The organism is Streptomyces sp. NPDC056169 (assembly GCF_042268445.1).
Lineage (GTDB): Bacteria > Actinomycetota > Actinomycetes > Streptomycetales > Streptomycetaceae > Streptomyces.
The window spans coordinates 309,915-322,257 of record NZ_JBHJUO010000010.1; the positions used below are offsets into that span (position 1 = coordinate 309,915).

General features: G+C 70.8%; 11 protein-coding genes and 1 pseudogene. 6 read left to right on the forward strand and 6 right to left on the reverse strand.

Annotated features, from left to right (window positions below; all coding sequences use genetic code 11):
• Position 1 precedes the first annotated feature (1 nt).
• Together ACFC0G_RS18675 and ACFC0G_RS18680 are read right to left on the reverse strand one after the other, a co-directional pair.
• On the reverse strand, positions 2-658 hold the full coding sequence (locus tag ACFC0G_RS18675; protein ID WP_376404441.1) for an urea amidolyase associated protein UAAP2: 657 nt from the start codon (positions 656-658) through the stop codon (positions 2-4).
• Entirely contained in the window at positions 655-1,545 is an 891-nt protein-coding gene (locus tag ACFC0G_RS18680; protein ID WP_376404443.1) for an urea amidolyase associated protein UAAP1, read from the reverse strand. Before ACFC0G_RS18680 ends, ACFC0G_RS18675 begins: the two co-directional genes overlap by 4 nt.
• A gap of 156 nt (positions 1,546-1,701) precedes the next feature.
• Here ACFC0G_RS18680 and ACFC0G_RS18685 point away from each other — a divergent pair, with 156 nt between their 5' ends.
• On the forward strand, positions 1,702-2,424 hold the full coding sequence (locus ACFC0G_RS18685; protein WP_376404445.1) for a TetR/AcrR family transcriptional regulator: 723 nt from the start codon (positions 1,702-1,704) through the stop codon (positions 2,422-2,424).
• Here the strand turns inward: ACFC0G_RS18685 and ACFC0G_RS18690 are convergent.
• The 3 genes and pseudogenes from ACFC0G_RS18690 to ACFC0G_RS18700 all read right to left on the reverse strand — a co-directional run.
• Entirely contained in the window at positions 2,407-4,041 is a 1,635-nt protein-coding gene (locus tag ACFC0G_RS18690; RefSeq protein ID WP_376404447.1) for an amino acid permease, read from the reverse strand. The genes ACFC0G_RS18685 and ACFC0G_RS18690 overlap by 18 nt on opposite strands.
• A gap of 167 nt (positions 4,042-4,208) precedes the next feature.
• Positions 4,209-6,119, reverse strand: coding sequence for an alkyl/aryl-sulfatase (locus ACFC0G_RS18695; protein ID WP_376404449.1), 1,911 nt, complete (start codon positions 6,117-6,119; stop codon positions 4,209-4,211).
• A gap of 223 nt (positions 6,120-6,342) precedes the next feature.
• Positions 6,343-6,522: pseudogene (locus ACFC0G_RS18700) on the reverse strand (MerR family transcriptional regulator); the annotation flags it as partial.
• A gap of 413 nt (positions 6,523-6,935) precedes the next feature.
• Here ACFC0G_RS18700 and ACFC0G_RS18705 point away from each other — a divergent pair.
• From ACFC0G_RS18705 to ACFC0G_RS18725, 5 genes are all read left to right on the forward strand, one after another.
• Complete coding sequence (locus ACFC0G_RS18705; RefSeq protein WP_376404451.1) at positions 6,936-7,571, forward strand: hypothetical protein; 636 nt, start codon at positions 6,936-6,938, stop codon at positions 7,569-7,571.
• 14 nt (positions 7,572-7,585) lie between these two features.
• Positions 7,586-8,131, forward strand: a complete 546-nt coding sequence (locus ACFC0G_RS18710; RefSeq protein WP_376404545.1) for a flavodoxin domain-containing protein — start codon at positions 7,586-7,588, stop codon at positions 8,129-8,131.
• Positions 8,132-8,537: 406 nt separating this feature from the next.
• Positions 8,538-8,996, forward strand: a complete 459-nt coding sequence (locus ACFC0G_RS18715) for a Crp/Fnr family transcriptional regulator (RefSeq protein ID WP_376404453.1) — start codon at positions 8,538-8,540, stop codon at positions 8,994-8,996.
• A gap of 29 nt (positions 8,997-9,025) precedes the next feature.
• A complete protein-coding gene (locus ACFC0G_RS18720) occupies positions 9,026-9,664 on the forward strand; it encodes a CBS domain-containing protein (protein ID WP_376404455.1) in 639 nt (212 codons plus the stop codon).
• 51 nt (positions 9,665-9,715) lie between these two features.
• Positions 9,716-10,402, forward strand: a complete 687-nt coding sequence (locus tag ACFC0G_RS18725) for a response regulator (protein ID WP_376404457.1) — start codon at positions 9,716-9,718, stop codon at positions 10,400-10,402.
• Positions 10,403-10,408: 6 nt separating this feature from the next.
• Here ACFC0G_RS18725 and ACFC0G_RS18730 read toward each other — a convergent pair whose 3' ends face one another.
• On the reverse strand, positions 10,409-12,142 hold the full coding sequence (locus ACFC0G_RS18730) for a GAF domain-containing protein (RefSeq protein WP_376404459.1): 1,734 nt from the start codon (positions 12,140-12,142) through the stop codon (positions 10,409-10,411).
• Positions 12,143-12,343: the final 201 nt, after the last annotated feature.

A 12,343-nucleotide genomic window follows, 5' to 3' on the forward strand; every position in this document is an offset into this window, starting at 1 on the left:
GTCAGTCCTCGTCGCTGTCGTCGGGCCCGTCGGGCTCGGTGATCGTCATCCGTACGGCCGTCGGGTCGAAGCCGTTGCAGGGGTTGTTGATCTGCGGGCAGTTGGAGAGCAGCGCGAGGACGTCGGTCTCGGCGCGGAGCACGACGCGCAGCCCGGGGGCCGAGAGGCCGTCGACGATGCCGAGGGTGCCGTCCTGCTCGACGGGGACGTTCATGAACCAGTTGATGTTGGAGACCAGGTCGCGCTTGCCGAGGCCGTGCCGGGCGCCCTCGGCGAGGAAGTTCTCCACGCAGGCGTGCTGCGACCAGGTGTGGTGGCCGTAGCGGAGGGTGTTGGACTCCTTGGAGCAGGCGCCGCCGATGGTGTCGTGCCGGCCGCAGGTGTCCTCGACGACGGTCATCAGCGGGGTGTGCTCGTTGGACAGGAGCACCGAGCCGGTGGTCAGGAAGAGGCCGCCCTGGGCCTGGATCGTGTCGGGGGCGCTGTAGCGCACGGAGGTGTCGTGCGCGTCGTAGAGGAGGAAGTCCGCGGCCTGGTTGCCGTGGAGGTCGGTGACGGTCAGCCACTGGCCCTTGCGGACGACCGCGGACCAGGCGGCGCGGGCGGGGACCGTGTCGTCGGAGACGACGCGGCCCGGCGGGCTGATGGTGGTGGTCATGCGATCCCCCGGGCGGTGAGGTGGTCGGCGGTGTTCAGGAAGGCGCGGCGCGCTTCGGGGCCGGCGTTCCACAGGGCGTCGCCGGGGGCGGTCGGGACGGCCCGGTACGCGAGGACGCCGAGGTTCCCGCAGCGGTACTCGGGGCGCGGGTCCAGGGGGTGCGGGACGTTGACGAGGAGGACGGTGACGTCCTGTTCGGCGCGGAGGGTGACGGTCGTTCCGGCGCCCGCGGAGCCGGTGAACCGGGTGGTGCCGTCGTCGTCGATCCGTACGCCCTGGAAGAAGGAGACGGACGGCGGGAGGTCGCGCGGGGCGAGGCCGTTCTTCAGGGCGGCGAGCTTGAACAGCTCGCGACCCGCCGGCGAGGCGGACTGCGGGGTCCCGTCCCCGTACCGCTCGGTGTTGCGCGCGAGGGTGGAGGTGCCGGTGAGGGCGTCGTGCCGGCCGGAGGTGTCCTGGGTGACGGAGGCGAGGACCCTCCCCTGGTCGGACAGGAGCAGGTGCCCCTCTCCGAGGTACGCGTTCCAGAGCACCTTGACGGTGTCGGCCACGTTCAGCCGCTCCCAGGGGCGGTCGGCGCCGAAGAGCAGGAGCTGCGCGCAGGCGTCGCCCGTGAGGTCGGTCAGCCGCAGCTCGGTGCCCCTGGCGAGGACCTTGTGGGTGTAGTTGCCGCCCGCCACGGTCTCGGCCCACACGACGTCCCCGGCGTCCACGCCCTCGGGAGGCGCGGGCCAACTGCTCGCGGGCAGGACGGGCATGGCGTCGACCCGCGTGCCCTCCTGGGCGCGGGCGTGGTCGCGCGCGCCGTGCGTCGACGCTGTCGTCGACGCCGGCTCTGAGGGCGTCGGCGCTGTCGCTGACGGTGTCGACGCTGACGGTGTCGCCATCGCTCAACCTCCGGTCGGTTCGGATTTCTGTCGCTCGACAGAAATTAGGGAGCGGGCGCTTCGCCGCCATTGCCCGCGCGTTGCGCGTCGGTTACCGGAAACTCACCCGGGGGCTCGGCCCGGAGGGAGGCGCCGGCCCTGTGCGAGGATCACCGGGTGACCACGCCCACCAGCAGGAGAGTCGGCCGACCGCGGGTCAAGGAGCGTCCCGCGAGCGGCCTCGAGCCCCGTGACGACGTGCTGGCCGTGGCGGCCGAGCTGTTCACCACCCGTGGCTACACCGCGACGTCCACCCGCACGATCGCGGAACGCGCCGGGCTGCGGCAGGCGTCGCTCTACCACTACTTCGACGGCAAGGAAGCGATCCTCGCGGAGCTCCTCGAAGGCACCGTCCGCCCCTCCCTGGAGGTGGCGCGCGGGCTCGTGTCCGACGCGGAGGCGGCGCCGGAGGCGCGGCTGTGGGCCCTGTGCCACTCCGACGCGGCGCTGCTGTGCGGCGGACCGCACAACCTGGGGGCGCTCTACCTGCTGCCCGAGGTGCGGACGGACCGCTTCGCGGCCTTCCACCGGGTCCGCTCCGAACTCCGGCGGTTTTACGGGGAGTTGCTGGCCGCCACGGAGGCGGGGGCGGCGCTCGGCGCGGAGGACCTGACGCTCCGTACGGACCTTCTCTTCGGCCTCACCGAAAGCGTGATCCTCATCCGGCGTGCCGATCCCGCCCGCGACGAGCGGGCCCTGGCGACGGCGACGGCCGACGCGGCGCTCCGCGTGGCGGGCGTGCCGCAGCGCTCGCTGGCACGGCTGCGCCGCGAGGGGCAGCGGCTCCTCGCGGCGATGTCCGACCCGGCGACGGGCGAAGCGTCACACCAGGAGGCGTGAGCCCCCGTCCGAGGCCTTCGAGGCCTCCGACGCGTTCGGCTCCTCCGACGTATTCGGCTCCTTCGCCCCCTGGCCGGCGTCCCCGCGGCGGCGGTACCAGCGGTACGCGGCGCCCGTCGCGACGGTGGCGCCGACCACCAGGACGGTGAACCACTGGAAGTACCAGTGGCCGCCCTCCGGGTCGTACACCTCGGCGCGCGGCCAGGCGAGGTTGACCGTCATGAAGAGGCCGTAGCCGACCGCGAGCACGTTGACGGGCATTCCCCAGCGGCCGAGGGAGAACAGCGGCCTGCCGAGCTCGTCGCGGTCGCCGTCGGCGGCCGGGGGCCACTCGCCCCTCAGCCGCCGGACCAGCATCGGCCCGGTGACCATCGCGTACGCCAGGTACACCATCGCGATGCACGTCGTGCCGATGGCGAGGAACGCCTGCGGCGAGGCGAGGTTGAGCAGGAGCAGCAGCCCCGCGCCGACGCCGACCACCACCGCGGCCGTGCCGGGCATCCCGGTCCGCCCCGGCACCCGGGCCAGCCGCGCCGAGCGCGGGAGGACGCCGTCGCGCGCCATGGAGTAGAGCATGCGGGTCGCCGAGGTCTGGATCGCCAGGGTCGCCGCGCAGATGGCCAGGGCCACGTCGGCGAGCAGGACTCTGCCGAGGTCGTCGCCGAGGGTGCTGGTGAGCACGTAGCTCAGGCCCTCGGTCGCCAACCGCCCGTCAGTGAGGCTGGGCGCGGCGAGCAGCCCGCCGAGCAGCAGCAGCCCGCCGCAGACGCCGGACGTGGTGAGCGCGCCGAGCGTCGTCCGGGGGGCGACACGCCGGGGGTTGACGGTCTCCTCGCTCATCTCGCTCGCGCTCTCGAAGCCGATGAGGACGTACGCGGCGGTGAACGAGCCCACCAGAAGCGCCGCGATCAGGCCACCTTGTCCATCGGTGTGCAGGGTGATGCCGGGATCGCGCTCGGCGTGGGTGGCGAGGAGGGTGACGATCAGGGCGACCCCGGCGATCTCGGCGGTGACGCCCACCGTGTTGACGGCCGACAGCGCGCGGTTGTCCAGGACGTTGAGCAGCGTGGTGAGCCCGAGCAGGGCGAGGCCGAGGACGGCGGCGTTGGCGGCGCCGCTGGTGGTCGAGGGTGACGGGTCCCCGCCGACGATCTGGAAGCCCGGCCAGACGGCGGGCAGGACGACCTGGAGGGCGAGTGCGGCGGCGGCCACGACCACGATCCGCCCGGCGACCATGATCCAGCCCGCGTACCAGCCGAAGGCCGGCGTGCCGAGCCGGCTCGCCCACTGGTAGATCGCTCCCGCGATGGGCATCCGGGCGGCGAGTTCGGCGAAGCAGGCGGCGACGAGGAGCTGGCCGGCGAGGACGGCGGGCCAGGTCCAGAAGAAGAGCGGTCCCCCGAAGGAGTAGCCGAGGGAGAAGAACTGGAAGACCGTGGTGAGTACGGAGATGAAGGAGAACCCGGCGGCGAAGGAGGCGTACCGCCCCATCCGCCGCCGCAGTTCCTGGGGGTAGCCGAACGCGGCGAGCGAGCCGTCGCCCTCGACCGGCGTGCCCTCGACCGCGGGGCCGGGCGAGGGCGGTGCCGGCGGAGTGGGATCGGTGGTGACGGTCATGGCGGTCCCCTGTCGCGGAGGCGAGTTCCTGTGAATACCTGTCGGACGACAGAAATTAGGGATGGCCGGTTTCCGCCGCGTATCGCGACCGTGTCTCCGCCGTTAGTGACTCCTCTCCTGGCGGGACTCCCCCACCGCGCCCTTGAATTGGGCGTCCGGCGGCGGGATCAGGGAGTGACGAGGGCGAAGTCGGGGTCGAAGTCGTCGAGCAGCCCGGCGAGGGTCTGGAGCACGGTCTCGTCCCCGTTCAGGGTGATCTTTCCCGCCGCGGCCGACTGCGGGGCGGTCGCCGGCTTGAGGAGTGTGGCGACGAGGGCCGCCTTGGGGCCGGTCACCGTGAGCTGGGTGTCGGGTGAGGGGCCGCGGCGGGCGTTGAGGACGCCTCGGCGGACCCACATCGTCCAGGTCTCCTCGGCCCCGGCGTCCGTGAAGCGGAAGTCGACGCGGAAGTCGGCGGTGGCGGCCTTGTCGCCGATGAGGTGGACGGCGGCGTAGTCGAAGAGGATGTCGATCGGCATGGCCAGGATCGAGTCCGGGCTGGCCGAGGCGAACGCCGCCGGCAGGACGCCCTCGCGGAGTTCCTTGGCCGCGGTGAGGAAGATGCCCCGCCACTGGGGCCCTTCGGCCTGGTAGCCCATCTGTTCGTAGGCGTCGGCCTGGAGGTTCTTCGCCTCGGTGTTCTCCGGGTCGGCGAACACCAGCGCGTGCAGGATCTGGGCGGCCCACCGGTAGTCGCCCGCGTCGAACGCGCGGCGCCCCTCGGCGAGGATCCGCTCGGGACCGATCAGCTCGGTGAGGCGGCGCGCCGACTCGACCGGGGGGTGGGGGTGGAGGGAGACCGGGTCGCCGTCCCACATGCCGAGTTCCTTGGTGAACACGGCGCGGACGTCGTGGTGGAGGGTGCCGTGGTAGCCGCGGTTGAACCACTTGCGGCCCAGCTCCTCGGGCAGCTCGACCACCTCGGCCGCCTCCAACGGGGTGTATCCCTTGTTGGCGAGCCGGAGCGCCTGGTCGTGGATGTACTTGTACGTGTCGCGCTGCGACTCCAGGAACGAGGTGACCGGCTCGTTGCCCCAGACCGGCCAGGTGTGCGGCCCGTAGTGGACCTCCACGTCGTCGCCCCAGCGTTCCAGGGTCTCGTCGAGGTAGCGGGCGAAGTTGCGGGCGTCCCGGGTCCGCGCGCCGCGCAGCGTCTGGATGTTGTGCAGGGAGTGGTTGGCGTTCTCCGCGCACGTGAGCGCCCCGAGCTGAGGAACCCAGATGTGCATCTCCTCGGGCGCCTCGGTGTCCGGGGCGTAGAGGAACTCGAATTCCAGGCCGCCCAGTTCGCGCTTCTCGCCGGTCCTCGTGACCGGATCGGTCGGCGAGATGTACGAGATGGTGACCCCGGGCACGGTGGAGATGCCGATGCCGCAGGTGACGCAACCGGTCTCACCGAAGTCGAGCAGGCTGTTGAAGGCGTACGACGCCCGCCGAGACATGGCGTTGCCCGCGATGACGTTCTCGCCGATGGCGTGCTTGTCGAAGGAGGCGACGGTGCCCGGCGCGATGATGGGCACCTTGCCCGAGGCGACGTCCTCGACGCTCACCACGCCCTTGACACCGCCGTAGTGGTCGATGTGGGTGTGGGTGTAGACGACGGCGGCGACCGGCTTGTCGCTGACGTGCTCCCGGATCATGCCCATGGCCTGGGTGGCGGCCTCGACGGAGGCCATGCAGTCGACGACGACGAGACCCGTCTCGCCCTCGATGACGGTGAGGTTCGCGATGTCGTTGTTGCGCACCTGGAAGACCCCGTCGACCACCTTGTAGAGGCCGCCCTTCCGGATCAGCTGCGACTGCCGCCACAGGCTCGGGTTCACCGTGTCGGGGGCGGGGACGTCGTCGCCTATGTAGTCGAACCGCGCCGCGTCGAAGATCACCCGGCCGTCGCCGCCGTACAGCTTGTCGGGCAGCGGAGCGAGGAACCCACGGTCCCGGTCGGCGAAGTCCTGCCGGTCCTCCATCGCGTACCGGGCGAGAGCCTCCCGGTTGGCGGCCGCGGTCGCGGCGCTGGCAGGCTTGGACGAGTCAGCCATGGTCATCCTCTCCGTCACGGGCGAGGCCGGCCGTTCCCGGCACGCCCTGGCCTCCAGCCTGGGACGGGGGCCACCGATCGGCGAGACGACTTCGCCCGTTCGGGTGCACCCGCCTGCCGTACCGGTGCACGGAACGGCCGATGACGCACCGGTGCGCGCCCGCGGTCCCGCGTCGACAATGCTTGCCTGCCGGCTCACCAGGAGGTACTCGTGAGGATGTTGATCAATGTGCCCGAGTTTGGTGCGGCCGCAGGTCAGGGTGGAGTGCGAGGATCGAGCGGAGCTCCGCCAGGGTCAGGCCGGCTCCCTGTGCGTCGCGGATGAAGACCAGCCACGCGGCGGCCTGGCCGCCGTAGTCGCGGTAGCCGTCGGAGGTGCGCGGTGGTGCGGGAAGCAGACCGCTCTGCTCGTAGAATGCGCGCCGACCTCCGCCACGCTCTGCGAAGCCGGATCAGCACAGCGTGGCCTCCCCGCTCGCACGGCCTGTACGGGCCGAGCCATCCCGGCGGAACCGTCAGCGTCTCCCTCTGGACATGCGAGGAATGGGCCGACGCGCACGCAGACCTTGACGCGTTCCTGACGTCTCACCTGCATCCGGCACTCCCCTGCCGCCGAAGTCCCCGACGACCGGGAGCTCGCCACGAAAGACGAACCGGCCCGGCGTGCTGCGCGCCGTCACCTCGCCGGGCCAGGCACGGCCATGTCGCCGCCGTGGAGGAGGCGGCGACGATCGCGATGCAAGTGGGGACCGTTCGACCCCAGCGAGGTGCGTGTCCTGTGGATCAGACTTGTGGTGTCGGATTCCGGGAGGTACTCATGAATGCCGACCTGAGCGTCGCCGAGCCCCTCTTGCTCGACGCGGTTCTGCCTGATTTCCGGTTCTCCCGCCTGGAGTGCGCGGTGATCGCCGCCGCGCCGGACATCGTGTACGGCGCAGCCCGTGATCTGGACATACTGTCCATCCACTCGCCGCTGTTCGACGCGGTCATGTGGGCGCGTGGAGTGCCGGACCGGATGCGCCGTCGGCCCGTGGTCACACCGCCTTCGATGCGGGTGTCCGATCTGTTCGACACCGTCGCGGGTGGTGATCAGGGGGATCCCGAGGCCCAGCCCTGGGTTCCCCTGGGTGAGCGCGCGGGCCGCGAGATCGTCTTCGGCGCGGTCGGCAAGGTGTGGAAGCCCACCATCGAGTGGCGCCGTGTCGAACCCGGTGACTACGCGGGCTTCGACGAGCCCGGCTGGGCGAAGATGGCGGCCGCCTTCGTCGTCCACCCCTACGGTGCGCGGCAGTCCCTCCTGACCTACGAGGCGCGCACCGCCTGCACCGACCCGGATTCCACCACACGGTTCGGCCGCTACTGGACGCTGGTCTCCCCGGGCGTCGGCATCGTGCTGCGCGGGGCGCTGCGGTCGATCGAGAAGGCCGCTGAGGCCGGAGAACGAAGCACCTGAGGAGATGAGGCGTGATGCGTGCCGTGATCGTGTACGAGAGCCTGTTCGGCAACACGCGCGAGATCGCTGACGCGATCGGAGAGGGAGTGAAGGAGGCGCACCCGGACGCCGAGGTCGAGTGCGTGGCGGTCGCCGACGCGCTGCCCGAACGCATCGGCCCCACCGACCTCCTGGTCGTCGGCGGGCCGACCCATATGAGGGGCATGACCACCGGGATGAGCCGGAAGATGGGGCTGAAGTCCGAGGAGAAGGAGGCCGCGAAGGAGGAGCGTGCCTTCGTCCCCGAGGAGGGCGCCGAAGGCCCCGGCGTCCGCGACTGGTTCCACGACACGCTCCCGAAGGCCCATACCGGTACCCATGCTGCCGCGGCCTTCGACACCCGGGCGGACATACGTCTGGCCGGCGCCGCCGCCGGCGGCATCGCGCGCCGGCTGCGCGGCCATGGCTATGAACTCGTCGCGGAACCTGAAGGGTTCGTCATCGAGGACACCGAAGGGCCGCTGCGCGAGGGCGAAAGGGATCGCGCGAGGGCGTGGGGAGCAGCCCTCCAGGTCGCCTGACCGGCCCCCACAAGGTCGCCACCGATCTTCGTGATCACACATCGACCGGACGCCCTCGGTCCATGCCGGTGCCCTCTGTCCCCTGGCGGGCCGCCGGAAGACCAAGGAGCCCATACGCCCGTACGGCTCCAGCCCCTTGGTCTTCCGGCGGCCTTCCATGACGGCGGACCAGCGGACGACGCTCATACGCCCTCCAGGACCAGGGCCACCCCACCGCTCAGCGCAGTTGTCCGGAAGCGTCCGCTCCCCTCATCCCTCACTCTCGTAGGAGGTCCAACCGTGATGTGAACGGCCGGCCGACAGGGGGAGAGGCGACCGAGGGGTACGAAGAGGGGGCCATCCGGCCCTCCCTCTCCGCCTGATGTGAAGCAGAGACTGGATGCGGACACCGACGAGGAGGTCCCCGATGAGCTCTCTCCCTTTCCCTCGGCTCACGACAGCTCTGTCCGCCGACCAACATGCCCGGCTGATGGCATGTGGCCGCCCGGTGGACCTCCCTGAAGGCACCCGGCTGTTCGAGGAGGGCGATCCCGCCCAGCGCTTCTGGATCCTTCGGACGGGCACGGTCACCTTGGACTTCGCTGTGCCTGGCACCCAGCCGGCAGTGATCGACACCGTGAATGCGGGTGAGCTGCTCGGATGGTCTTGGCTGTTCGCCCCGTATCGCCGGCACTTCGGCGCGGAGGCCATGACGCGTGTGCGGGCGTACGAGTTCGATGCACTGACCGTGCGCATGATGATGGACGCCGATCCTGCCCTCGGCTCCGCCCTCGGGCATTTCGTCGGGCAGACGCTCGCTCGTCGTCTCGTCGCCGCCCGAGTACGACTGCTCGATCTGTACGCCCCGCACGGCAGTGGCCTGTAGACCCTCTCGTCCACCTCCCGGAGAACGTCATGCCTGCCTCGCACTACACCGTCAGCGACGTCATGACCCACACCGCCATTGCGATCGGCCGTGACGCGCCCTACAAGGAAATCGTCGCGCTCTTGGACCAGTGGAAGGTGAGCGCCGTCCCCGTCCTTGAGGGAGAGGGACGAGTCGTCGGAGTCGTGTCGGAGGCGGATGTCCTGCCGAAGGAGGAGTTCCGGCTCGACGAGCCCCGCCCGGGCGAATTCGACGAGGCGGCCAAGGCCGGAGCCCTGCGGGCCGGGGAGCTCATGTCGAGTCCGGCCGTCACCGTCCACCCGGACGCCACGCTCGCCGAGGCGGCACGCATCATGGCCACCCGGAAGGTGAAGCGGCTGCCGGTGGTGAACGGCATCGGGATGCTGGAGGGGGTCGTCAGCCGGAGCGACCTGCTCAAGGTGTTCCTCCGTACGGACGGCGAGATCGAGGAGGAGATCCGCCGTTCCGTCCTCGGCGAGTCGGCCGCCCCGGCAGGGCTTGACGTGTCCGTACTGGAGGGTGTGGCCACCCTTCACGGTGCGCTCGTCGAACGGTCGCCGGTTCCGCTGCTCGCCCGCGCCGTGCGGGCGGTGGAGGGCGTCGTCGGCGTCCGGATGGATCTCGGTGCCCACGAAGACGCCGCATGACGGACAATCCTTGTGGGGGCGGATACGAACCCACCGACCGCAGGGGTCGCCATGTCCGATCTGCCGGCAGCCGCCACACCCACGCGGGTCTTCCTCGTCGACGACCACGAGGTCGTCCGCCGGGGCCTTCGTGACCTGATCGACGACGAGCCCGACATGGACGTGGTCGGCGAGGCGGCGAGTGCGGAGCAGGCACTGTCCAGGGGCCCCGCCCTACGCCCGGACGTGGCGGTCCTCGACGTGCGGCTGCCCGATGGGGACGGCATCTCCGTGTGCCGGGAGCTGCGGTCTCGGATGCCTGACGTGGCGTGCCTGATGCTGACGTCGTTCGACGACGAGGACGCCCTCCTCGACGCGATCATGGCTGGGGCGGCCGGGTACGTCCTGAAGCAGATCAAGGGGTCGGATCTGGTGGCGGCGGTACGGACCGTGGCCACCGGGCAGTCGATGCTCGATCCGGCCACCACCGCCCGGCTGATGCACTCGCTGCGCGAACCCGAGGCGGCGAAGCCGCCGGAGGACGAGCGGCTCGCGGTGCTGTCCGCCAGGGAGCGGTCCGTACTCGACCTCATCGGCGAGGGACTCACCAACCGGCAGATCGCCAAGCGGCTCTATCTGTCGGAGAAGACCGTCAAGAACCACATCTCCCGGCTGCTCGGCAAACTCGGCGTGGAACGCCGCGTACAAGCGGCCGTCATCGCCGCACAGGTCCACGAGCACGACGCCGAGGGGACGTAGAAGCCTTCATTTCAGCTCGGTCGGGAGTGGGATCCTCCACTCGAGGACCGTGCCGCTGCCGGGCGCCGCTCTCGCGTGGACCGAAAGCGTGCCGCCCAGCCGCTCGGCCCGTTCGGACAGGTTCTGCAATCCGCTGCGGCTTCCGCCGTGCGGCATGCCCACACCGTCGTCACTCACCGTTACCACCAGCACGCCGTCGTCGGCCACGACCGACACCTCCGCCTTTCGGGCCCGGGCGTGCCGTGCCACATTGGTGAGGGCCTCCCCGAGGACGGCGAGCACCTCCCCGGCCGCTTCCGTCGGTACGTCGGTGTCGAGCAGGCCCTCCATACGCAGCGCCGGAGTGAATCCGAGCGTCGCCGCCGCCGAACCCACGGCCTTGACCAGGCGCTTTCGCAATTTCGGGGCGGTTCCCGGGGTGTCGTGTTCCCGTAGGCCGAAGATGGTCGATCGGATGATCTTGATGGTGGCGTCGAGGTCGTCGATGGCCCGGGTCAGCCGGTCCAAGGCCTCCGGGTGCTCGACGAAGCGCCGGGCACTCTGCAGCGTCATCCCCGTGGCGAACAAGCGCTGGATCGCCAGATCGTGGAGGTCTCGGGCGATCCGGTCGCGGTCCTCCAGAAGGCTCACCTGTTCGGCGTCACGACGGCGGTCGGCCAGTTCGAGCGCCAGTGCCGCCTGGCCCGCGAACCCGGGAAGCGCGGTGACCTCGGCGGTCGTGAAGGCGGGCCGCCCGTGACACCGCGCGAGGATCAGTACCCCTCTGAGCAGCTCCTTGGTGCCGACCGCGACGGCCACTGCCGGTCCGTACCCCTTCCACCGTTCGGTCTGCATCGTGATGGTCGGTTCGTTCTCGACGTCGGCGACCGTGACCAGGCCGTCCTGCGCGAGGGCGGCCTCGACGAGGGTTCCTTCGGTGCTCGGGAGGACGACGCCCCGGTGCGTTTCGGCGCCCTCGCCGCTGGCCAACGAGCCCCGCAGTTCGCCGCCCGGTCCGACCAGGTAGAAGACCCCCATGTCGGCGCCCGCGATGTCCACCGCCTGCTCCAGCATCCCGCCGAGGACCTCGGTCTCCTCCGCACCGGACAGGAGGGCACTGGTGAAGTCGGAGCTGGCGGCCAGCCAGCGCTGGCGCAGGCGGCCCTCCTCGTAGAGGCGGGCGTTCTCGATGGCGATGCCGGCCGCCACGGCCAGAGTCGTCACGACGGCCTCGTCCTCGGCGTCGAAGTCGGCTCCTCCGCGCTTCTCCGTGAGGTAGAGGTTGCCGAACACTTCGTCGCGGACCCGGATGGGGACGCCCAGGAACGTGTGCATCGGCGGATGATGGGCCGGGAAGCCGTACGAGGCCGGGTGCTCGGACAGCTCGGCGAGGCGCAGCGCCTTCGGGTTGCGGATCAGTTCGCCGAGGATGCCGTGTCCGGACGGCAGAGCGCCGATCCGCTCACGGAGTTCGTCGTCGATGCCGATGGGGAGGAATTCGGAGAGCTTCAGGTCGTCACCGATGACGCCCAGGGCTCCGTACTCGGCGTCCACCAGAGTGACGGCGGACTCCACGATGTCGCGCAGCACCTGCGGCAGGTCGAGTCCGCGGCCCACGGACATGACGGCTTCGAGGAGCCCGTTGAGCCGGTCCCTGGTGCCACGCACCTCGTCGATACGCACCTGGACCTCGTCGAGCAGCTCGTCGAGTCGCAGCCGTGGCAGCCGTGTACCTGCGGGCTTGGTGTCCTCCCGGCCCATCGAACCTCCGGCTGCGTCGAGCGCACGGGCGACACCCGAAGCGCGCACTTTCACCGTAGTCCGGATGAACCACCCGTTCCTGTCGGGCCGCCCGGGTGGAAGGCGTTCCGTACGGCGCGGGCCGCGACGAATCCGGCGGGGGCGCACGCGAGAGCGATCCCGGCGCCCGCCCCCCGGCAAGTCCCGGACCGCTTCCACGAC